The sequence below is a fragment of the Gordonia sp. CPCC 205333 genome (assembly GCF_048537885.1).
Lineage (GTDB): Bacteria > Actinomycetota > Actinomycetes > Mycobacteriales > Mycobacteriaceae > Gordonia.
Map to the genome: position 1 here is coordinate 560,859 of NZ_JBCLVI010000001.1, position 20,212 is coordinate 581,070.

Genomic DNA, 20,212 nt, shown 5'->3' on the forward strand with positions numbered 1-20,212 from the left:
ACCTTCGGTCGCTACCACCGACTTCAGCCGACGACCTGGTCAACCCGACGTCAACGTCCTAAACTGACAACAGCTGTCACCACATCGACGTGACTTAGCGCATACTATGATGAGACATCTGTAGAAAACTGTTCCAAATCGTCGAGCAAGGGGAACGCCCATGACCAAACCAGCCGAAGTTGGCACCGCAACGACAGGGCGGGTGTCCTCGGAAGACCGCACGCTGAACGAACTGCTGGAGATCCAGCAGGCCGCGTTCCTGCGCGACGGCATCCCCGACGTTCGTACCCGAATCGATCGCATCAACCGGCTGCAGGCGCTGTTGCTCGACAATGCCGACGAGATCACCGAAGCGCTCAACGCCGACTTCGGCACTCGGCCCGCTGACCTGTCGATCGCCGCCGACATCGCGGGCTGCATGATTGACCTCACTCACCAGCGTCGTTCAGTGGAGAAGTGGGTCAAGGAGACCAACGTCGCCAAGATCCAGGGTCTGCTCGGGTTCAAGCAGCGGTTGCGTCACGACCCGCTCGGCGTCGTCGGCATCGTTGGGCCGTGGAATTTCCCATTGCAGTTGACCATCGTGCCGGCCGGATCGGCCTTTGCCGCCGGTAACCGGGTACTCATGCGTCCGTCGTCGGTCACGGCCAAGACCACCGCGGTCATCGCGAAACACGCACCCGACTACTTCTCCATCGAGGAACTCGCGGTTGTCACCAGTAAGCACGGCGGTGGCTCGGATTTCGCGAAACTCAAGGTCGATCATTTGTTCTTCACCGGTTCGCCAGAGGTCGGGTCGTCGGTCGCGCAGGAAGCGGCAAAGAACCTGGTCCCGGTCACACTCGAACTCGGCGGTAAGAATCCGGCCATCGTCGACCCCGATACCGACATCTCTAAAGCAGCGAAATTCCTCGCCGACGCACGCATGGTCAACGGTGGTCAGGTTTGTCTCTGCCCGGACTATGTCTTCGTTCCGGAGTCGAAGGTCGGAGAGTTCTCCGACAAGGTCATCGAGCGTTGGCGCACAAGTTTCCCGACGGTCGCGCGCAATCCCGAGTACACCTCGACGGTCAACGAGAAGAACTACACCCGCATTGTCGGTCTGATCGACGACGCGGTTGAACTCGGCGCCACCAAGCGACAGGTAATCCCGGCGGGAGAATCGCTGCCCGATGCGCAGGCGCGCAAAATTCCGCCGACGCTGCTCACCGGCGTCAAAGCCGGTATGAAGATCGAGGAAGACGAGGTATTCGGTCCGGTCCTCACCGTGTACCCGTACCGCGATATCTCCGAAGCGATCGACCAGATCAATGCCCACCCGCACCCGTTGACGCTGTACTGGGTCGGCGACGACAACGATAATCTGGCCCGCGTCGCCGACAACACGCGCAGTGGCTCGATCAGCGGCAACGACTTCGCGTTGCACCTGGTCAGCGGCCATCTGCCGTTCGGTGGAGTCGGCCGCAGCGGCATGGGTAATTACCACGGCGAATTCGGTTTCGAAACCTTCAGCCACGCCCGCGCGGTCACCGTATCGTCGATGCCGCTGAGCTTCGCCGAGTTGATGGCGCCGCCGTACACCTCGCGTGACAAGAAGATGACCGAGGTCCAGATGAAGTTGTGGCGGCGCTGGAACGCGAAGTCGTTCAAGCGCAACGCCAAGCGCTGACACCTGCGTGCCGGCAGTCCACCAAGCAAGTGCTTGGTAGACTGCCGGCATGGTTAGCAAGACATCGGCTGGATCGAGCCGTCGCGACGAGCTGTTGGTGATGGCCGGCAAGATGTTTGCCGAACAAGGCCTCCGCTCGACGACGGTACGCGATATCGCCGACTCCGCGGGAATCCTGTCCGGCAGTCTGTATCACCATTTCGATTCCAAGGAAGCGATCGTCGACGAATTACTCCGACGTTTCCTCGATTCGTTATTCGCGCGCTATCAGGAGATCGCCGCTGCCGGGGCTTCGGCGGCGGATACGTTGCGCCAGTTGGTGATCGCCTCGTTCGAGTCGATCGACGTCGATCACCACGCCGTCGCGATCTACCAAGACGAAGCGAAACGTCTTGCCGGACAAGAACGTTTCGCCTATATCGACGAACGCAACCGTGAGTTCCGACGGCTATGGCATTCGGTTCTCGAGCGTGGGGTCGCCGACGGCGAGTTCCGATCGGATCTGAATATCGAATTGGTCTATCGCTTCATGCGCGACACCGTGTGGGTTGCGGTGCGCTGGTATCGGCCGGGCGGTGCGATGTCGGTCGAACAGATAGCCGATCAGTACCTGTCGGTGGTGCTAGACGGCATCCTGCCCAGATAGCCCACCCGCCGCTGGTCGAGTGCCCGGCGAGGCGCTGCGGCAGCCCCCCACCGCTGGTCGAGTGCCCGGCGAGGCGCTAGCCGAGGCGGGTGTATCGAGATCACCTGCCGGACAATGGCTTTCATCTTGCGGAGGTCTCGATACGGGCGCGTCTCGCTGGCGCTCGTCGTGCCCACTCGACCAGCGCAATGGCCCCGCCGCTGGTCGAGTGCCCGGCGAGGCGCTAGCCGAGGCGGGTGTATCGAGACCACCCAACTCCCGCGCCCGGTCGAACTTAGGGTGCCCTTGCCAACTATCCGAGAGACAGTTATCGTACGCGTATGACAACGCCCGATGAGGATGCCCGAGCCGAGGCCAAAGCGCAGTCGCTGGCTCTCGCGCACATGTTGCAGCCGGTTCGCACTCGCACCCGAGTCGCGATGCTGTTGCAGATAGCAGCATCGGCGGCGACCGTTGTTCCGTTCGTTGGCGTCGTCGAGCTCGGCCGTACCCTCCTCGCCGACGGGCCACTGAACACCGACCGTGTCTGGGCGATCGTATTGATTGTCGCCGCCGGACTGATCGCGCGCGCAGTCTTCAGTGGCGCGGCCCTGACTGTCACCCACTACGCCGACGTCGACCTTCAATCGATACTTCGATGCCGCATCGTCGAAAAGCTCGGACGACTGCCGCTCGGCTGGTTCACCCGGACCACCTCGGGCGAGGTGCGTAAGGCCGCCCAACATGACGTCGGAGAGTTGCACTATCTCGTCGCGCATGCGGACGTGGAGACCACTGCGGCTATTACGACGCCAATCTTCGCTCTGGTCTACTGTTTCGCGCTCGACTGGCGACTCGGTCTACTGGCCATCGCGACGCTTCCCTTCTATGCGTTGGCATATGCGTGGATGATGCGCGGCGCGATGGCGCAAATGGCGAAGATGAACGCGGGGATCGCGAAAATCTCGGCCACTATCGTCGAGTTCGTTTCCGGTGTGGCAGTGGTCAAAACCTTCGGCCAGGCGGGCCGGTCACATCGCCAATTCGCCGACGCCGCAGATCAATTCAACGATGACTTCTCCGGCTATGTCGGTCCGATGCTCCGGCTGGAAGCCATCTCCGCGATGATCCTCTCGGCACCTCTCGTCCTGTTGGTCAACCTGTCCGGCGGCTACTGGTTTGTGCGCAGCGGATGGGTCACCCCGATCGAGTCGATCGGCGCGACACTGATCGCAATGGTCCTGCCGGCAGCGCTGATCACCGTCAGTATGTCGATGCACAGCCGTAAGGAGGCTGCCGCTGCGGCGCAACGATTACTCGCCCTGTTCGACGAGCGGGAACTTCCGGTTGCCGACAATCCACAAGTGCCACAAGGCAATCAGGTGGAGTTCGATGCCGTCTCCTTCTCCTACCGTTCCGAAGTGCTTGCCTTGCAGGATATCTCACTATCCCTGCCGTCCGGTTCGCTCACCGCCCTCGTCGGTCCGTCGGGCAGTGGCAAGTCGACCCTCGCGACGATGGTGCCGCGTTTTCACGACGTGGACGAAGGTTCCGTGCGAATCGGTGGCGTCGATGTCCGCGATATCGCGCCCGACGAGCTCTATCACCACGTCGGCTTTGTGCTGCAGGACGTTTCACTTCTGGGGATCAGTGTTGGCGATAATATTCGGCTCGGCGATCCCACCGCCACCGACGCCGACGTAGTGCGGGCCGCGACGGCCGCGCGTATTCACGAGCGGATCGAACAACTGCCCGACGGGTATGACACGGTTGTCGGCGAACAGGCGCAGTTCTCCGGTGGGGAGGCGCAACGCGTCAGTATTGCGCGGGCGATCCTCGCCGACACCCCGATTCTCATCCTCGACGAGGCAACGGCTTTCGCCGACCCGGAGTCCGAGTCGGAGATTCAGCAGGCGTTGGCGACGCTGATCACTGGACGTACGGTCCTTGTCATCGCGCATCGGTTGGGCACAATCACCCACGCGGACAACATTGTGGTGCTCGACGCCGGGAGCGTCGCCGAACAGGGAACACATGACGCGTTGGTCGCTTCGGGCGGGGTTTACGCCGGAATGTGGCGCGCATACCAAAACTCTGATGCCGCAGAGTATTCCGACGCTGTGGCAGTCCCTATCGAAGGAGTACTCCGATGATCCGCGGATATCTGACGATTCTCGACGCTGAGCGTCGCCGGTTGATCGTGTTCATCATCTGGGCTGCGATATTCGGTGTGGCGCAGGGCATCGCGATGCTTCTGCTCGTTCCGTTCGCGCAGGCGCTATTCGACGGTGACCTCAACGCGGCGGGCAAGTGGTTGCTGATACTGCTGCCGATCACTCTCATCGCCTGCGGCACGTACTATGTCCAGGCGATGAAAGCCATGCATATGGCGGTGTACACCATGCGCGCCCTGCATCACCGGCTCGGCGATCATCTGGTCACCTTGCCGCTCGGTTGGTTCACCCGTGAACGTGTCGGTCAGGTTTCGCAGATTGCGGTAAAAGGCACCATGTTCGTCGGGTCGGCTGGCGCACATCTGATGACGCCGGTGGTCACGAATTTCGTCGGATCGGTTACCGTCGCGCTCGGTATGTTCATCTTCGATTGGCGACTCGGCTGTGCCACCGTCGTCGGTGGGTTAATCCTCTATGCCGTCGGCATCGGTGCGAGTCGTCTGATCGCCGAATCTGAGGACCGAAATCACGGCGCCGCAGTAGAAGTCAACAATCGAGTGCTTGAGTTCGCGCGATGCCAGCCGACCCTGCGCGCATTCGGGCAGTCGGGAACGGAATACCAACCCCTGACTCGATCCTTGCGGGACCAGCACCGGATCGGCCGTACCGTCCTGTCTCGTTCGGTTGTCGGCATAATGGGTAATGGCCTTGCTGTACAGGCGGTCTTCACCGGCATCTTGATCTTCGGTGCCTGGCTCGCGGTTTCCGATCGAATCGAGCCGGCTCTGCTCATCGCGGTCATCGCGTTGGCCGCACGTTTCACCGATCCGATTGCCGAACTGGCCACGCTAGGTTCTGCGTTGCGTGGTGCGACAAACGAGATCGGCCGAATAACCGATATTCTCAACACCGCGTCGATGCCGGAGCCGGCAGAGTCGAAAGGGCTCGCCCGGCAAGGGGATTTGGAGCTGGCCGAGGTGACCTTCGGATACGACGACCGCGAGGTGCTCTCGCGGGTGTCATTCACCGCGCGCAGCGGCACGATGACCGCGCTCGTCGGCCCGTCTGGTTCGGGCAAGACGACGGTGACCCGACTCATCGCCCGGTTCTACGACGTCGATGGCGGAACGGTTCGGGTGGGCGGCGTCGATGTGCGCGATCAGGATACGGCGACGCTGATGAGCCAGTTGTCGCTGGTATTCCAGGATGTGTACCTGTTCAACGACACGTTGTGGGAGAACATCAGAATCGGACGGCTCGACGCCACCGACGAGGAAATCCGCGCGGCAGCGGCGACTGCCGGTGTCGACAGTGTTGTACGAAGGTTGCCCGATGGCTGGGACAGCCAGGTCGGCGAGGCGGGAGCAGCTTTGTCTGGCGGTGAGCGGCAACGGGTTTCGATTGCCCGGGCATTGTTGAAGAACGCTCCGATCGTGTTGCTCGACGAGGCGACCAGCGCTCTCGATCCGGAGAACGAAGCGCACGTCGCCGCTTCGATTCGGCAGTTGGCCGAATGCAGCACCGTCGTGGTTATCGCGCATAAGCTCTCCACGGTGGTGGCGGCCGATCAGATTGTGGTTCTTACCGGCGAAGGCCGAGTGGAAGACGTTGGTACACATGACGAACTGCTGGCCCGGGGCGGTCAATACGCCGATTTCTGGGATCGACGTCGGGCCAGCGCGGGGTGGACTATCCAGTCGGCAGCCGCCGCGACGCGGTAACGGTGAATTTGGAATTGCGGGCGATCTGGCGCGTCGGCCCGACGATGCGTTTTAACGTCCCGCGATAGCGCAGGTGCGAATTCCAGACACACCACAGTTCGCCGCCGGGTGCCAAAACCCGTGCGGCGTCGGTGAATAGATGTGTCGCGATTCCGGTCGACAAGGTGGCATCGCTGTGGAACGGTGGGTTGAGTACCACCAGCTCCACGCTCGCGTCGGCGAGATGTTCGACACCGTCTGCCTGTGTCGTAGTCATCCGATCCTCGATGTCATTCGCCCGTGCGGACTGCCGAGCCGATGCGACAGCCGCTGCTGAGCGGTCGCATGCGGTTACCCGGACCGCCGGACGCCTTGTCGCGAGCCAGGATCCGACAATCCCACTGCCGCAAGCCAGGTCGACCACGCGGGTGGCGTTGGGCATCGCCGCGGCAAGATTGTCGAGTAGGAATCGCGTGCCGACGTCTACTTTGGTACCGGCGAAGACGCCACCGTGCGCGACGACGGAAATACCCAGATCGTCATGGATCTGTTGACGCGGCCACGTGGACCCGGCTGACAGCAATGGTCCCGACGCAATGAGTACCCGCGACTTTTGCCGGGCATGGCTGATATCGACGCGCGAAAAGTGTCGGCGCAGAACATCATTCATCGTCGAAGACATATGTTTGATCCGTCCGCCAGCGACCAGGGTGACCTCCGAATCGGCGTGCCGCGCGACGAGTTCGGCGACCTCGTCGAGTCGGTCGAGTGACCGGGGGAGGCGCATCACCACGAGCCGTGCTCCCGCGAGGAGTTCGGATGACAACGGTCGCGAGGACAGCGACGCAGACATTCCGACCCGATCAGCATTCTCAGCAAGCGCGCGCTCGCCGGTCACTAGATCTTGATGAACTCGAATCCCCGAAATGCCATCGGTTGCCACGCTTAGGCTCAGTGCCCCGTAGTTATCGTCGATCACCACCAGGTCACCCGAACCGGCAGCCGCCAACAACTCGCTGGCCTCGTCAAGTATCAATCGATCGGCGGCATCAGACGCAGACAGGTCGGGCCCCTCGACGTCGGGGTGCCGCCGCAACACACTGAGATCCACCGCGACGACGTTACCGGGTGGACGGCCTCGCCCGGCGATTCACTATGCTTGATCCACTGTTGCTGGACGAGAAGAGGGGGATCGCCGTGGCCGAGTTCGACGAAGTCTCGCGACCCGAGATTACTCATGTGTGGGTGACGGCTCCGGGGGATGCGCGGAAGGTGACGACAGCGGCCGTTGCCGATTCCGTGACCCGTCCGCGGTTTGTCATCTACCAAGTGGTTGTCGTCCTCGCGGGACTGGCCCTCACCGTGGCGTACCGCGAGTTGTGGTGGCTTATCGCGGCTGTCGGGTATATCGCGCTCTTGATTGCGTTGATTTTCTGGTCGACGTCGCGGCGCTTGCGAGATCCATATCGTCCCGGCGCGAAATGGGGAATGGGTGCCGACGAGCAGTGCTTCCGTATCGCGGAAGGTCGAACCGAAGGTCTCTACCGCTACTCGTCGGTCGCCAGCGTCGAAGAGAGCAGAGGATTGGTGATCGTGAAAATCGTTCGCGGCCAACGTGTTGCGTGGCCACGTGAAGTATTCGGCGATGAGCTCTTGGCACAGATTCGCCGCCGAGTCGACCCTCGCTGAGCACTGGCTCGCTCAGGGCGTTCACGGGCCGAACTGATAGATTTGGCTCCGTGTCACGGACTACGCGAATCGTTCTCGCCTGCGTATTCCTCGCCATCGTGGCGGTCACTACGGCATTTGTCGGACAAGTTCGACCTTCGACGCCTTTGGGCCTCGCACCGGGCGACACCTATGTCGCGATGGGAAGCTCGTACGCCGCAGGCCCCGGGATCGCCCCGGTCGTCGACCGAGCGTGCCTCCGCTCGGGCCGCAACTATCCTCATCAGGTAGCCAGTGCGCTGGAGCTGCACCTGATCGACGTCACCTGTTCGGGCGCGACAACCGCCGACATCATCTCGCGACACCAGCGAGTACGACATGGGCAGCATTCACTGCCCCGTCAGATCGACGCGGTCACCTCGCGCACACGGCTGGTGACAATCACTATCGGTGGCAACGATATCGACTACATCGGCCGGATGACGGCCGACAGTTGCCGTAACGCGGTCACCGCGCCGATCCCCGGCGGCGAAGCAGTCGGGCAAGTCGCCGGCCGCGCCTGTCATACCGCGCTCGAACCCGAGCGTCCGGCACGTCGATCATCGACCCTGCGTCAGGTGCAAAAGGCATTGGTGAGAATCGTCGATGCTGTTCATGATCGTGCGCCCGATGCGAAAGTCTTCCTGGTGCAATACCTTCCAGTGCTCAATTCTGATGGCGTGATCTGCCCGACGGTGCCGCTGCAGCCGCAGCGGGTGGCCGAGCTGGCCGATGAGTATCGGCGCCTGGTGGCGGCGACATCGGCGGCGGCCGCTCGTTCGGGTGCGACGGTTGTCAGCGCGCCGACCGGTCACCTTGGCTGCGACGCGATGCCCTGGGTAACCGGCTTTCAGCTTGGCAATCCGTTCGCCGGCGGCGCGATTCCGTATCACCCGAATCTCGACGGTGCTACCGGGCAGGCGAGTGAGGTACTCGATGCCGTGCGATCGGTACTGCCGACAGGGGATGCGATTCCCGGCCGCGCGGAGTGATCAGACTGCGAAGCGAGATCCCAACGCGGCCAGTCGTTCATGTGCTCCGGCCATAATCGACTGAATTAGTTCGTCGCAACTCGGGAGAGTGTCGATCATGCCGACGACCTGCCCGGAGGCGAGCACTCCAGCATCGGTATTTCCCTCCACCAGACCGGCTTTGAGCAACATCGGGGTATTGCCGGCCATAATGATCTGTTGCCAGGTGCGCTCGCCCGACTTCTTCATCGACGCACCGTCGCGAAGCATGGTGGTCCAGCGCATCCCGGTCATCTGCTTGAACTCGTTGGCATTTCGGGCAGCGGCAACCAAAGCCTTTGCCTTGCTGCCACTTTCAAGTGCATCGACGAGTTGCGTCCGCAATACACGGTGCGGCATCCCGTCGACTTTGGTAGATACCACGGTGTCGGTCAGCGTGCGCTTCAAATACTCCTGCTTGACACTCTCGGGCACGGCGCTATCGGCGGTGAGTAGGAAACGGGTACCCATCGCGACTCCCTCCGCGCCATAGGCCAGCGCTGCGACGAGACCACGACCGTCGAAGAATCCGCCGGCCGCGACGACCGGAATCGTGGTGCTGCCGTTACCGTCGGAGATAGCGTCGATCACCGACGGCAACAGCAAGGTTGTCGCCACCTGACCGGTATGGCCGCCGCCTTCGCCGCCTTGGACGATGACTGCGTCGGCACCCCAGCTAGCCACCTTGACCGCGTGTTTGGCTGCTCCGATCGATGGGATAACCACCACGCCATTGTCTTTCAGCTTGGCGATCAAATCTGGTTTCGGAGCCAACGCGAATGACGCGACCTTCACCTTCTCCCGGATCACCAGGTCGATCCGGTCCGTGGCATCGGTCGCATCGGCGCGCATATTCACGCCGAACGGCTTGTCGGTTAACGATTTCGTCTTCTTGATCGCCGCTTCCAGCTCGGCGAAAGTCATCGTCGCCGATGCCAGAATGCCCAAGCCGCCGGCATTAGCGGTCGCCGCGGTGAGCGAGGGTCCCGACACCCAGCCCATGCCGGTCTGCACGATCGGGTATTCGACGCCGACGAGGTCGGTGAATCGGGTGGCGAGAGTCGCCGCGCGGACCGTTGTATCCTCGCTCATTTCACTTCTCGATTTCGAATTCCCTTGGGATCCAGTACTTCCCGTATCAACTGAAGTTCGTGATCGCTCGGGGTGCGAGTCGTGGGGGCCGAATCCAGTTCGGCCACTTCATAACCCGTATTCTCCCTGACTTCGGCCGCGTCGACGCCGGGGTGCAGAGAAAGCGCCCGGAACGTGTGGCTTGGCCCGCCGAAGTCGAAGACGCCAAGGTTGGTCACCACCCGGTGAATATTGAGGTCGTCGAAGGCCGGGTTGTCGGCGTCGACCTTGTCGAAACCGACCCCCGCGACGATATCGACATCCCCGAAGACGCGTGCGGAGTGGCGTGCGACCCAGTAGCTCGTCGGATGGTTGATGGTATTGCCCGGCGCGCCGCGCACACCGAACATCTGTCGCGTCGGATGTTGCAGCGGACCGAAGGCCGACAGATTCTGATTGCCGTGACGGTCAATCTGATTGGCGCCCATGACGACATGGCGGCGGCCCGACGCCACGACGTCGAATACCTTGCGAAAAGGCATCCATCCCTCGATGGGGCCGCCCTTACCGATCGCGGGTGTATCGGCGAAGATCAACGCCTCGCCGTCAGTGATCAGCAGATCCGGTTCGGTGGTCAGCCGCGCCAGGCGGGCGCCGAGCAGTGGGGTCGGTGCCATTGGCGATGCCATGATCTCACCCGCCCCGGCAAAAATGTCAGCACAGGAGATGACGCAGTATTCGGCTCGGGTGATCTCGGTCGAGGTGGCGGTGCTCACTTGGACTCCTCCTGCTCGCTCGCCCACGAGGCGATCTCGGTCTGATAGGTGGCCTCATCGACGTCGAGGAACCGGCTCTTGAAGGCTTCCCAGGTAGCCGGATCTTTCGCGGATTCGACGTAGAACTGCTGGAACCGCTCGTCGCGACCGTAGGCACCCGCAAAAGTGAAATGTGCGCCGTTAGGTGTTTCGACCACTCGGTCGACATTCATACGATTCAGCAGAAGGCGTTGCGTGGGTAGGGTTTCCACGAGTTCTTCGGTGGATACCAGCTTGTCGGTCTCCAGATAGCGGCGCTGAGCCGCGGCCAGATACAGGTCGTCCATATAGGGGTCGACGCCGGTGTAGCCCGCATTGCCGTGCTGATCGGCGACGTCGAGGTGTACGAATGCGGCGTCGAGGTTGAGCGCTGGCATTGCGACCAGCGTCTGGGTGCGACCATCGGCATCGGCATAGGGCGATTCGACGGTTTTGAGTTCACCCTCCCAAAAATTCAGGACATCGGAGCCCAGTCCGGCGCGGATTGGCAGGAATGGGAGCCGTGAGGCTGCCGCCTCCAGGCCGCATTTGACCATGCCCTCGTCCATTTCACGGGCCTCGATACTGCCGGAGGTCCGTGCCTGCGCGAACCACGGGTCATAGAACGGGGCTGAGTCGAGTGATACGAAACCGTAGTAGGCGCGCTTCACTTTCCCTGCGGCGCAGAGCAATCCGAGGTCGGGCCCGCCGTAGGTAACCACCGTCAAATCCTTGACGGTAGAGCGGGCGATGGCCCGGACCAGGGCCATCGGCTTGCGGCGTGAGCCCCAGCCGCCGATGCCGATGGTCATACCGTCGGACAGTTCGGCGACGATCTGGTCCAGAGTGGACGTCTTGTCTGTTTTGACAGCCGTCGAAGTCATTTGTCTCCTCCTGCCGACTGGCCCCGCTCGCTCGTGCTCCCGGTGGCCGTCTTTCCGGTCTTCACAAAGGCATCCCGATGTTCGTCAGCTACGCCTGCGAGATTCAGTTCGTAGGTATAGCGCTGCTCGAGTAGATAACTGGTCTTCACATCGACCGGGTCGATGTTGTTGATGGCGGCCTTGGCAGCACGGATCACGCGGGTGTCCTTCGCGGCGATGTTGCGCGCGACTTCCAGTGCGGTATCAAGTAGATCCGCGCGCGAGACCACGCGGTATACGGAACCGAAGTGGTGCAATTGCTGCGCGGTCGCGTTCTGCGCCGTGTAGTACAACGTGCGCATCAGATGTTGCGGGACCAGCCGGGCCAAATGCGTCGCGGCACCGAGTGCACCGCGGTCGACCTCGGGCAGGCCAAACACAGCATCATCGGAGGCGACGATGACGTCGGCATTGCCGACCAGGCCAATGCCGCCGCCGACGCAGAAGCCGTTCACCGCGACGACCACGGGCACCGCGCAGTCGTAGACGGCGGAGAAGGCGGCGGCACACCCTTGGTTGGCTCCGATGAGGGCATCGAATCCCTCGGTCGCCTGCATTTCTTTGATATCCACACCCGCGTTGAAACCGCGTCCCTCGGCGCGAAGGATGACGACCGACGTGGTCAGGTCTTTGCCCGCAGCGGTGATGGTGTCGGCCAACTCGAACCATGCCGCACTGGGCAGGGCGTTGACCGGCGGAAAGTCCATCGTGACGACGGCGATGCCGGGCTCGTCACGAGTTATGGTGATCGGCACTCAAGGCTCCCTTGCGAACAGGCGGTGGAACAACCAAGCAAGTGCTTGGTTGTTTGGTAGGGTAGCACCCATGTCGAACCGAGCAACCTCCGGAGCAGCGCAGATCGAAGCCGATCTGGGGCTGGCGGGGCAGGTGGTCCTGGTCACCGGCGGCGTACGCGGCGTCGGGGCTGGAATCAGTGGCGTGTTGGCAGCCTTCGGGGCGACGCCGATCGTGTGCGCCCGCAACGTCGCGGACACTCCATTCGAGTTCCACAACTGTGACGTCCGGGATGCCAATTCGGTTACCGCGATGATCGAGTCGATCGTGCGCGAGCACGGCCGGCTCGACGGCGTCGTGAATAACGCGGGTGGTTCGCCGTTCGCGCTGGCCGCCGATGCCTCCGACCGATTCTCCTCGAAGATCTTCGACCTCAATCTTCTCGCGCCACTGATTGTGGCCCGCGCCGCGAATATGGTTATGCGACAACAGGAGTCCGGCGGTGCGATCGTCAATATCTCCAGTGTCAGCGGGCATCGTCCGTCGCCGGGGACTGCGGCCTACGGGGCGGCCAAGGCTGGGCTGGACAATCTGACCGCGACCCTGGCAATCGAGTGGGCGCCCAAGGTTCGGCTCAACTCGGTGGTGTGCGGACCTGTGGAAACCGAACTGTCCCAACTACATTACGGTAACGAAGCGGGCATCGCTGCCGTCGGCGAGACAATTCCATTGGGGCGTTTGGCATCTCCTCAAGACGTCGGTAACGCGACAGCCTTCCTGCTGTCACCGCTCGCCGGCTATATCAGCGGTTCAACGCTAACCGTCCACGGTGGCGGGGAGCGGCCCGCCTTTCTCGATGCCGGAAATGCCGGCAACAAGATCTGACTGAAGTTCCCAACCCCGAGAGGATTTCCGAAACACCATGAGCACCAAGCTGAATGAGGGACGCGCGGTCGTCGTCACCGGCGCCGGCCAGGGGATAGGCAGAGCCCACGCGCTTGCGTTCGCCGACGATGGCGCGAGTGTCGTTGTGAACGACTTCAATGCCGACGCCGCGCAAGCCGTCGTCAATGAGATCGTCGCGTCGGGTGGTGCCGCCGTCGCGAACGGAGCCGACGTTGCCGATTGGGAGAGCGCGGCAGACCTCATCGATACTGCTGTTCGCGAATTCGGTCGTCTGGACACGTTGGTGAACAACGCGGGTTTCGTACGCGACAAGATGCTGGTGTCTCTTTCCGAAGAGGAATGGGATTCGGTGATACGTGTTCATCTCAAAGGTCATTTCGCCACCCTGCGTCATGCGGCAGCGTATTGGCGAAGCAAAGCCAAGGCGGGGCAGGCCCCGCAGGCCCGAATTATCAATACCTCTTCTGGTGCAGGGATTTTCGGCTCTGTCGGGCAAGGCAACTACGCGGCCGCGAAGGCAGCTATCGCCGAACTGACGATCCAGGCGGCGGCGGAACTCGGCGGCTACGGCATCACTGTCAACGCCATCGCGCCTGCCGCACGGACCCAAATGACCTTGGGTGCGGGCGAAGCGATGGCCGCGCAGATGGCCGCTCCGGCAGATGGTTCCTTCGACGCGATGGATCCCGCGAATATCTCCCCGTTAGTGGTGTGGCTCGGCTCCCCGGAATCGGGTGACGTTACCGGCCGGGTCTTCGAGGTGGAAGGCGGCACCATCACGGTGCTCGACGCGTGGCAGCGCGCGGCCTCGCATGACAAGGGATCACGTTGGGAACCAAGTGAACTCGGCGACGTCGTGTCGGAATTGCTGACCAAGTCACCGGAGCCGGTAAAAGCCTACGGGGCGCGCTGAGATGGCTGTCGACGATGCTCGGATCGAAGCGGCGCGTGCCTACGTCAACGCGTTAGTCAGTCATGACCCGTCGTCGGTGCCGCTACATCCCGACTGCATCCGAACTGAACTGGGCGTGCGGACCGGCCGCAACGGCGACCACATCGCGCGAAGTCTGGCAAAAGGGCCGCAGTTCAAGCTGATTCACGCGATCACCGATTTCGAGGCGTCTGTTGACGACGTCGGCGTAGTCCACACAACATTTTGGGTCAACGTACAACCCAAACCGCTGAAGTTGGCTGCCAAGGTAATTGAGTCATTCGAGTTCGACGAGCAGGGACGAATCCGCGCGATCGTGGCAAAGTTCGGAGTGCCGCGCAGGCGGTCGCCCGCCGCTGGTTGAGTGCGCTCGCCGAGCGCAGCGAGACGCGCCCCGCCGCTGGTTGAGTGCGCTCGCCGAGCGCAGCGAGGCGCGCGTGTATCGAAACCTCGCAGTCGAATCGCCAATCCGACCAACGCCCCAACTAGCTGCTCGGCGCCCGCACGACCATCGGTACGCCCGGGAAATATGCCGCCATCTCCGACCTCGCCTTACGCAATGAGGCTGTGCCGTATCCCTTCTTGCGGTGATCGGGGTGAACCCAGATCCGCACATCGACCTCGCCGGAGGTGAGTTCGCCGAAGACGAACCCGACCTTCTCGCTACCTTCAAGAGCGACGAGCCAGATGGCTTCTTCGTTGTCGACGCGCCTGACGGCCTTCGCCAGTTCGTCGGCGACGTCACCGGCCGGTGATCCCGAACCGTCGCCGGCCACTCCCTGATCAGAGGTCCGCGCGGTGAACAGATCGGCGTCGACGTCGGCTGCGAACGGGCGTAATAGCAGGCTGTCCCCGCTGGCGGCGGGACGCTCGGTGAGGGTGAAGGTCAGTTCGGAATTGAGGTCGTCGAGCTCGGCCTGATTGCGTCGACGTTGATCTTTGGTGAGCTGATAGAAGGACATGCCCAGCACTGCTTCGGCGCCGAGGCGTGATTTGCCGAGTAGGGCGGCGACGGACTCGATGGCGCTGTCCCGATTTTCGGCCTCGACGATCGCGTCGAGGATGTCGTGGCGTCGTTCTAATGCGGTGAGCAGGGCATCGGCGATGTCGCGGCGGGCGGTTGTCTGATCCAGATCAGTCATGACGATGATCGTAATCGAGCATTGCCGCGTTGGCTTGCTACCCGTCAGTACTCTCCGAAACCAAAAATAGAACACGTTTCATCAGAATCTTTATGCTGCGGCGTCGTACTACTTCCGCAAAACTAGAACACGTCCTAGTCTGGAAGTCATGAGTGAACTACTGCAGTCCGATGATGCCGGTTTCGACGCTCTCCGGGGAGGAACGCATCTGGGCGATCTGATGGTCGCCGCTCTTAAACGTCACGCGCGGCGCAATGTGCTGACTATCGGCGACGTCGAGCTGACTGGCCGCGAGATGGCCGAGGCGATCAGCCGGTATGTGCAGGCATTCGAATCCCTTGGCGCGGGGAGTGGCACGGCGGTCGGCTTGCTCGCGTTGAATCGGCCCGAGGTTCTGCTTGTCATCGGAGCCGGACAGACGCAGGGGTGGCGGCGAACCGCGCTGCATCCCCTCGGCTCAGCCGACGACCACGCCTACGTGCTCTCCGATGCCGGTGTGGAAACACTTGTCATCGACCCCGTTCCGATGTTCGTCGAACGTGCGAAAGTTCTGCTGGACAAGGTCGACTCACTCAAACAGGTCCTGACGCTCGGGCCGGTTCCACCGGAACTTTCCGACGTCGGAGTTGACGTCATCGCCGAAGCCGAAAAATTCAATGCCCGGCCGTTGGTTGCTGCCCGGCTTGCCCCCGATCACGTCGTATCCATCACCTACACGGGCGGCACGACCGGAAAACCCAAGGGGGTCATCGGAACTGCGCGGGCGATGTCGACCATGACGCAGATTCAGCTCGCCGAGTGGGAGTGGCCGCAGGAGCCGCGATTCCTCATGTGTACACCGCTTTCTCATGCCGGTGCGGCGTTCTTTGTGCCGACTCTGATGAAGGGCGGTTCGATGGTGGTGCTCGCCAAATTCGATCCGGCCGAGGTATTGCGAACCATCGAAGAAGAGAAGATCACCGCGACGATGCTGGTGCCGTCGATGCTCTACGCACTGCTCGACCATCCGGATTCGCGGACCCGCGATCTGTCGTCGTTGGAAACTGTCTACTACGGCGCATCGCCGATCAATCCGGTTCGGTTGGCCGAGGCGATCGAGCGATTCGGTCCGATCTTCGCGCAGTATTACGGCCAGTCCGAAGCTCCGATGGTGATCAGCTACCTCGGTAAACACGACCATGACCCGGCGCGCCTGTCGAGTTGTGGCCGACCGTCGGCCTTTCTGCGCACGGCATTGCTCGGACCCGATGATCAGCCGGTCGCGCAGGGCGAACCGGGCGAGGTCTGCGTTGCCGGCCCGCTACTGGCCGGCGGCTATCGCGGTTTGCCCGAGCAGACGTCGGAGACCTTCCGTGATGGCTGGCTGCGTACCGGCGATGTCGCGCGTGAAGACGAGGATGGCTTCTGGTTCATCGTCGACCGGACCAAAGACATGATTGTCACCGGCGGTTTCAACGTGTTTCCGCGCGAAGTGGAAGATGTTGTGGCAGAACATGGTTCGGTGGGACAGGTTGGTGTGATCGGGGTGCCCGACGAAAAGTGGGGCGAAGCTGTGACGGCAGTGGTGGTGCTCCGTCCCGACGCCGATGCGTCCGACGTCGCCAAGGAGCGCATCACCATCGAGATTCAGGCCGCAGTCAAGGAGCGCAAAGGTGGTGTCCAATCGCCCAAACAGGTGATTTTCGCCCAATCGCTCCCGTTGACTGCCTTGGGCAAGCCGGATAAGAAGGCGTTGCGTGCTCAGTACTGGGAGTCGTCAGCGCGGTCGGTGGGATGATCGCCTGAGTTTGCCGTCCCTACTGCTGCTATGTCGAAAGTAATTCGATTAGGTAACGATACCGGGCCAGCCTCTGTGCAGTTGCCGTGAGGCCGGGCACTCTTGTGACTCATGGGAAGAATGAGGCCGGTGGGGCGCATGAGATTCGTCGGTGTGTTGACGATTCTGTTTGGGCTGTTGATGTCTGCCGCGCTTTTCGGTCGAACAGTGGATGTGTCGGTACCGCTCGCTCACACCGAACATGAGGCCGCGACTCCCAAAGCTACTCTGCTACAGGTGTATTCACAGTCAATGGGCAAGGTGATCACCAATCAGGTGCTTCGTGCGCGTCCGGGTTCGCCGACGCTGGTGCTACTGAATGGCAAAGGTGGTGGCGTCGAAGGTGACAGCTGGCGGAATTTCACTTCCTATCAGCGCTTCTTCGCCGACAAGAATGTCAACGTGGTCTCTCCCGTCGGTGGGGCGTATTCGATGTCGACCGATTGGCGCTCGCCAGATCCGATGCGCGGGATGAACAAGTGGCAGACATATTTGATCCGGGAGCTTCCGGCGGCTGCTCACAAGTACTTGAAAGCCAACGGCCGCAATGCGATAGCCGGACTGTCGTTGACCGGTGGATCAGCCCTCGACGCCGCCGCGCACGGGGGCTCGGTTTATCGCGCCGCTGCGTCGTTCAGCGGCTGCCCGAACATCTCCAATCCGGTGGCCGCAGCCGGGTTGATGGCGTCGGTGCTGTCCGGTGGCGCCAATCCGCTCAATATGTACACGCCCGCCGATTGGGTGGATCACGATGTGGCCGCCAACCCGAATCGATTGCGTGGCAAGGCGATCTATCTTGGATCGGCGACAGGTGCGCCAGGGGTGGTGGACAGAGCCGGTCTGATGACCGGTACGCTCCTCCTCGGTCCGGCGCAGGTGGAGGCGTTCACGGATTGGTGTACGCGCAAAACCTCGGCCGCGTTCGATCAGGCCGGCATCGGGCACTATCACGCGCGATTTATAGGTGGTGCTCATACGTGGTCACTGTTCTACGCCGAGCTGCGCGACAGCTGGTTCCGGGTGCTTGGACCAGCACTGGGCAGGTAAGTCAGCGATACCGAACGTCGAATTCCTTGACGCCGTTGAGCCATCCGGCCCGCAGACGCCCTGGATCGGCGACTTTCGAGATATCGGGCAGCATGTCGGCGATGGCGTCGAAGATGAGTCCCACTTCGAGGCGGGCGAGATTCGCACCTACACAGAAATGTGCCCCGCTCCCGCCGAAACTCAAGTGCGGGTTGGGATCTCGAAGTACATCGAAGTTGAACGGTTCGTCAAAGACTTCCTCGTCGAAATTCGCCGAGCTGTAGAACAGGCCGACGCGTTGCCCGGTGACGATTTCAACGCCGCCGACCTCGGTGTCGTGTAACGCGGTGCGTTGAAAACAGTGCACGGGAGTTGCCCACCGAATGACCTCGTCGATGGCTGTGGCCGGCCGTTGAGCTTTGTACAATTCCCACTGGGCGGGATTCTCCAGGAAGGCGTTCATGCCGTGTGTAATCGCGTTGCGAGTCGTTTCGTTGCCGGCGATCACCAAAAGCACTATGAAGAAACCGAATTCGGCTTCGCTGAGCGCCTCTCCGTCGATGTCCGCCTGGACCAGCGTGGTGAGAATATCGTCGGTGGGGCATTTGCGTCGTTCCTCAGCGAGGGTGTATGCGTAGCCGAGAAGTTCGGCATTGGCCATCTCGGGGGTGAGGTCGGGCGTCTGATCATGGGTGTTGATCATCGCGTTGGCGAGTTCGAAGATGCGCCGGTGATCTTCGGTTGGAAAGCCGACTAGGTCGAGAATCGCCTGCAGCGGAAGGTGAATCGCGATGTCGGCGACAAAGTCGCCGCCGGGTTTGGCGGCCGCGGTCTCGACGATGCGCCTTGCTGATTCACGCAACCCCTCGGTCAGAGCGCTGATCGCGCGCGGAGTGAACAGGCGCGAGATGATCTTGCGTAGTCGAGTGTGATCCGGCGGGTCATGGTTGATCAGCAGGGCTCGCGTGAGGTCGAGTTGTTCGACGGTGATGCCGTCAGGGAGGCGCATCACCGCACCCTTCTGATACGTCGACCACGCCTGGTTGTTCTTGGAGATCTCGCGGATATGGGCGTGTTTGGTGATGGCCCAGTAGCCGTGGTCGGAGAAGATGTTTCCTTCCATCGGCTGTGGGTTCCACCAGACCGGCATCGTCGACCGCAGTTCGGCGAATTCCCGGTGGGGTACTCCCTGGACGAGGACGTCTGGATCGGTGAAATCGAATCCGACGCCGAACCTATCTGCGCTGGTCGGGACCGTCGATTTCGCCTGTAGTGTGGGCTGCATCACCACACTATACATCGCATGTTGAGTTGTATTGTCTGGCAATGGGCTGGCGAGCTACTGAATCGCCAGCGCCCGGTAGGGTAGTCACCCATGCGCACGCATGGCTGGGGTGGAGATGTCCCTATTGACGACGACGAGGCAATTGCCCGGATACTCGCCGCCACCCGGGCGTGTATCGACCGCAAGGGAACATCGACGAGTCTCGCTGACGTAGCACGCGAATTGCAGGTCACCCGGCCGACGGTCTACCGCTATTTCAAGGGCACCGAGGAACTGTTGCAGGCCACCGCGATGAATGCGGTCGGTGATCTGCTGACCCGGGTCAGCGTGAAGCTGGCGGGCATCACCCAACCCGACGTCGCCGTGGTGCACGGGCTATTGGTGGTCTTCGAAGAACTGACCACGGAATCGTATGTCGGCCTGGTGCTCAATGTCGACCACCTCAACATGAGCCGGCTGGGCGAATTGACCTCCGAGGTTGCCTACGGCTTCGCTCGATCGGTCGTCACGCAGATGGATGTCGATTGGGATGCAAGGGGTTTCGACGAGCGCGACGTTGACGACGTCATCGAAATTCTGTTGCGGACGCTGCAGTCGTTGATCGTGGACCGTGCGCGGGAACGACCCGAGGACGAGCTGCGCCGGTTCCTGGACAGATGGGTCGGCGCGTCGATTCGGGCGATCGGCAACTAGCAGGT

19 protein-coding genes are annotated in these 20,212 nt (G+C 61.9%); 12 read left to right on the forward strand and 7 right to left on the reverse strand.

The window, feature by feature from the left end; all coding sequences use genetic code 11:
• Nucleotides 1–160 precede the first annotated feature (160 nt).
• The 4 genes from AAFP29_RS02650 to AAFP29_RS02665 all read left to right on the forward strand — a co-directional run bounded on the left by AAFP29_RS02650 (nucleotide 161) and on the right by AAFP29_RS02665 (nucleotide 6,189).
• A complete protein-coding gene (locus AAFP29_RS02650; protein WP_419215751.1) occupies nucleotides 161–1,669 on the forward strand; it encodes an aldehyde dehydrogenase family protein in 1,509 nt (502 codons plus the stop codon).
• 49 nt (nucleotides 1,670–1,718) lie between these two features.
• On the forward strand, nucleotides 1,719–2,315 hold the full coding sequence (locus AAFP29_RS02655) for a TetR/AcrR family transcriptional regulator (RefSeq protein WP_419215752.1): 597 nt from the start codon (nucleotides 1,719–1,721) through the stop codon (nucleotides 2,313–2,315).
• Between the two features lie 320 nt (nucleotides 2,316–2,635).
• Complete coding sequence (locus AAFP29_RS02660) at nucleotides 2,636–4,447, forward strand: ABC transporter ATP-binding protein (RefSeq protein WP_419215753.1); 1,812 nt, start codon at nucleotides 2,636–2,638, stop codon at nucleotides 4,445–4,447.
• The gene (locus tag AAFP29_RS02665; RefSeq protein WP_419215754.1) at nucleotides 4,444–6,189 is read left to right on the forward strand and encodes an ABC transporter ATP-binding protein; all 1,746 of its coding nucleotides are present in this window, start codon (nucleotides 4,444–4,446) and stop codon (nucleotides 6,187–6,189) included. Before AAFP29_RS02660 ends, AAFP29_RS02665 begins: the two co-directional genes overlap by 4 nt.
• Here AAFP29_RS02665 and AAFP29_RS02670 read toward each other — a convergent pair.
• On the reverse strand, nucleotides 6,158–7,279 hold the full coding sequence (locus tag AAFP29_RS02670) for a class I SAM-dependent methyltransferase (RefSeq protein WP_419215755.1): 1,122 nt from the start codon (nucleotides 7,277–7,279) through the stop codon (nucleotides 6,158–6,160). The genes AAFP29_RS02665 and AAFP29_RS02670 overlap by 32 nt on opposite strands.
• 44 nt (nucleotides 7,280–7,323) lie before the next feature.
• On the opposite strand from AAFP29_RS02670, the gene AAFP29_RS02675 reads away from it, so the two are divergent.
• Entirely contained in the window at nucleotides 7,324–7,857 is a 534-nt protein-coding gene (locus AAFP29_RS02675; RefSeq protein ID WP_419215756.1) for a YcxB family protein, read from the forward strand.
• 50 nt (nucleotides 7,858–7,907) lie between these two features.
• Nucleotides 7,908–8,867, forward strand: a complete 960-nt coding sequence (locus AAFP29_RS02680; protein ID WP_419215757.1) for an SGNH/GDSL hydrolase family protein — start codon at nucleotides 7,908–7,910, stop codon at nucleotides 8,865–8,867.
• Here AAFP29_RS02680 and AAFP29_RS02685 read toward each other — a convergent pair whose 3' ends face one another.
• Genes AAFP29_RS02685 through AAFP29_RS02700 form a run of 4 tightly spaced genes read right to left on the reverse strand, consistent with a single transcriptional unit; the run spans nucleotide 8,868 to nucleotide 12,428 of the window.
• Nucleotides 8,868–9,977, reverse strand: coding sequence for an NAD(P)H-dependent flavin oxidoreductase (locus tag AAFP29_RS02685; protein ID WP_419215758.1), 1,110 nt, complete (start codon nucleotides 9,975–9,977; stop codon nucleotides 8,868–8,870).
• The gene (locus AAFP29_RS02690; RefSeq protein ID WP_419215759.1) at nucleotides 9,974–10,732 is read right to left on the reverse strand and encodes a CoA-transferase; all 759 of its coding nucleotides are present in this window, start codon (nucleotides 10,730–10,732) and stop codon (nucleotides 9,974–9,976) included. Before AAFP29_RS02690 ends, AAFP29_RS02685 begins: the two co-directional genes overlap by 4 nt.
• The gene (locus AAFP29_RS02695) at nucleotides 10,729–11,634 is read right to left on the reverse strand and encodes a CoA transferase subunit A (RefSeq protein WP_419215760.1); all 906 of its coding nucleotides are present in this window, start codon (nucleotides 11,632–11,634) and stop codon (nucleotides 10,729–10,731) included. The genes AAFP29_RS02690 and AAFP29_RS02695 overlap by 4 nt, the downstream gene beginning before the upstream one ends.
• Nucleotides 11,631–12,428 carry an enoyl-CoA hydratase family protein gene (locus AAFP29_RS02700; RefSeq protein ID WP_419215761.1) on the reverse strand — a complete coding sequence of 266 codons (798 nt, stop codon included), beginning with the start codon at nucleotides 12,426–12,428 and terminating at the stop codon, nucleotides 11,631–11,633. Before AAFP29_RS02700 ends, AAFP29_RS02695 begins: the two co-directional genes overlap by 4 nt.
• 70 nt (nucleotides 12,429–12,498) lie before the next feature.
• Here AAFP29_RS02700 and AAFP29_RS02705 point away from each other — a divergent pair, with 70 nt between their 5' ends.
• From AAFP29_RS02705 to AAFP29_RS02715, 3 genes are read left to right on the forward strand one after another with little or no spacing between them, the layout of a single operon-like run.
• Complete coding sequence (locus tag AAFP29_RS02705; protein WP_419215762.1) at nucleotides 12,499–13,293, forward strand: SDR family oxidoreductase; 795 nt, start codon at nucleotides 12,499–12,501, stop codon at nucleotides 13,291–13,293.
• A 37-nt stretch (nucleotides 13,294–13,330) separates the two neighbouring features.
• Nucleotides 13,331–14,227, forward strand: a complete 897-nt coding sequence (locus AAFP29_RS02710) for an SDR family oxidoreductase (protein WP_419215763.1) — start codon at nucleotides 13,331–13,333, stop codon at nucleotides 14,225–14,227.
• A 1-nt stretch (nucleotide 14,228) separates the two neighbouring features.
• Nucleotides 14,229–14,609: a hypothetical protein gene (locus AAFP29_RS02715; protein WP_419215764.1), complete on the forward strand. Its 381-nt coding sequence runs from the start codon at nucleotides 14,229–14,231 to the stop codon at nucleotides 14,607–14,609.
• A gap of 121 nt (nucleotides 14,610–14,730) precedes the next feature.
• On the opposite strand, the gene AAFP29_RS02720 is transcribed toward AAFP29_RS02715, so the two are convergent.
• Complete coding sequence (locus AAFP29_RS02720) at nucleotides 14,731–15,387, reverse strand: GNAT family N-acetyltransferase (protein WP_419215765.1); 657 nt, start codon at nucleotides 15,385–15,387, stop codon at nucleotides 14,731–14,733.
• Nucleotides 15,388–15,535: 148 nt separating this feature from the next.
• Here AAFP29_RS02720 and fadD8 point away from each other — a divergent pair, with 148 nt between their 5' ends.
• Both fadD8 and AAFP29_RS02730 read left to right on the forward strand, forming a co-directional pair.
• Nucleotides 15,536–17,164: a fatty-acid--CoA ligase FadD8 gene (gene fadD8 / locus AAFP29_RS02725; protein ID WP_419215766.1), complete on the forward strand. Its 1,629-nt coding sequence runs from the start codon at nucleotides 15,536–15,538 to the stop codon at nucleotides 17,162–17,164.
• A gap of 138 nt (nucleotides 17,165–17,302) precedes the next feature.
• Nucleotides 17,303–18,250 (forward strand): alpha/beta hydrolase, encoded by a 948-nt coding sequence (locus tag AAFP29_RS02730; protein WP_419215767.1) that lies wholly within the window; start codon nucleotides 17,303–17,305, stop codon nucleotides 18,248–18,250.
• Nucleotide 18,251: 1 nt separating this feature from the next.
• On the opposite strand, the gene AAFP29_RS02735 is transcribed toward AAFP29_RS02730, so the two are convergent.
• Nucleotides 18,252–19,514: a cytochrome P450 gene (locus AAFP29_RS02735; protein WP_419215768.1), complete on the reverse strand. Its 1,263-nt coding sequence runs from the start codon at nucleotides 19,512–19,514 to the stop codon at nucleotides 18,252–18,254.
• A 90-nt stretch (nucleotides 19,515–19,604) separates the two neighbouring features.
• On the opposite strand from AAFP29_RS02735, the gene AAFP29_RS02740 reads away from it, so the two are divergent.
• Complete coding sequence (locus AAFP29_RS02740) at nucleotides 19,605–20,207, forward strand: TetR/AcrR family transcriptional regulator (RefSeq protein WP_419215769.1); 603 nt, start codon at nucleotides 19,605–19,607, stop codon at nucleotides 20,205–20,207.
• The last annotated feature ends 5 nt before the right edge of the window (nucleotides 20,208–20,212 follow it).

Excerpts from the sequence above, each read along its gene's own strand:
- AAFP29_RS02710 (WP_419215763.1), top strand. The coding sequence starts at position 13,331 with ATGAGCACCAAGCTGAATGAGGGACGCGCGGTCGTCGTCACCGGCGCC.
- AAFP29_RS02685 (WP_419215758.1), bottom strand. The coding sequence starts at position 9,977 with ATGAGCGAGGATACAACGGTCCGCGCGGCGACTCTCGCCACCCGATTC.
- AAFP29_RS02740 (WP_419215769.1), top strand. The coding sequence starts at position 19,605 with ATGCGCACGCATGGCTGGGGTGGAGATGTCCCTATTGACGACGACGAG.
- AAFP29_RS02715 (WP_419215764.1), top strand. The coding sequence starts at position 14,229 with ATGGCTGTCGACGATGCTCGGATCGAAGCGGCGCGTGCCTACGTCAAC.
- AAFP29_RS02655 (WP_419215752.1), top strand. The coding sequence starts at position 1,719 with ATGGTTAGCAAGACATCGGCTGGATCGAGCCGTCGCGACGAGCTGTTG.
- AAFP29_RS02730 (WP_419215767.1), top strand. The coding sequence starts at position 17,303 with ATGAGATTCGTCGGTGTGTTGACGATTCTGTTTGGGCTGTTGATGTCT.
- fadD8 (WP_419215766.1), top strand. The coding sequence starts at position 15,536 with ATGAGTGAACTACTGCAGTCCGATGATGCCGGTTTCGACGCTCTCCGG.
- AAFP29_RS02665 (WP_419215754.1), top strand. The coding sequence starts at position 4,444 with ATGATCCGCGGATATCTGACGATTCTCGACGCTGAGCGTCGCCGGTTG.
- AAFP29_RS02650 (WP_419215751.1), top strand. The coding sequence starts at position 161 with ATGACCAAACCAGCCGAAGTTGGCACCGCAACGACAGGGCGGGTGTCC.
- AAFP29_RS02695 (WP_419215760.1), bottom strand. The coding sequence starts at position 11,634 with ATGACTTCGACGGCTGTCAAAACAGACAAGACGTCCACTCTGGACCAG.
- AAFP29_RS02705 (WP_419215762.1), top strand. The coding sequence starts at position 12,499 with ATGTCGAACCGAGCAACCTCCGGAGCAGCGCAGATCGAAGCCGATCTG.
- AAFP29_RS02720 (WP_419215765.1), bottom strand. The coding sequence starts at position 15,387 with ATGACTGATCTGGATCAGACAACCGCCCGCCGCGACATCGCCGATGCC.
- AAFP29_RS02660 (WP_419215753.1), top strand. The coding sequence starts at position 2,636 with ATGACAACGCCCGATGAGGATGCCCGAGCCGAGGCCAAAGCGCAGTCG.
- AAFP29_RS02675 (WP_419215756.1), top strand. The coding sequence starts at position 7,324 with ATGCTTGATCCACTGTTGCTGGACGAGAAGAGGGGGATCGCCGTGGCC.
- AAFP29_RS02735 (WP_419215768.1), bottom strand. The coding sequence starts at position 19,514 with ATGCAGCCCACACTACAGGCGAAATCGACGGTCCCGACCAGCGCAGAT.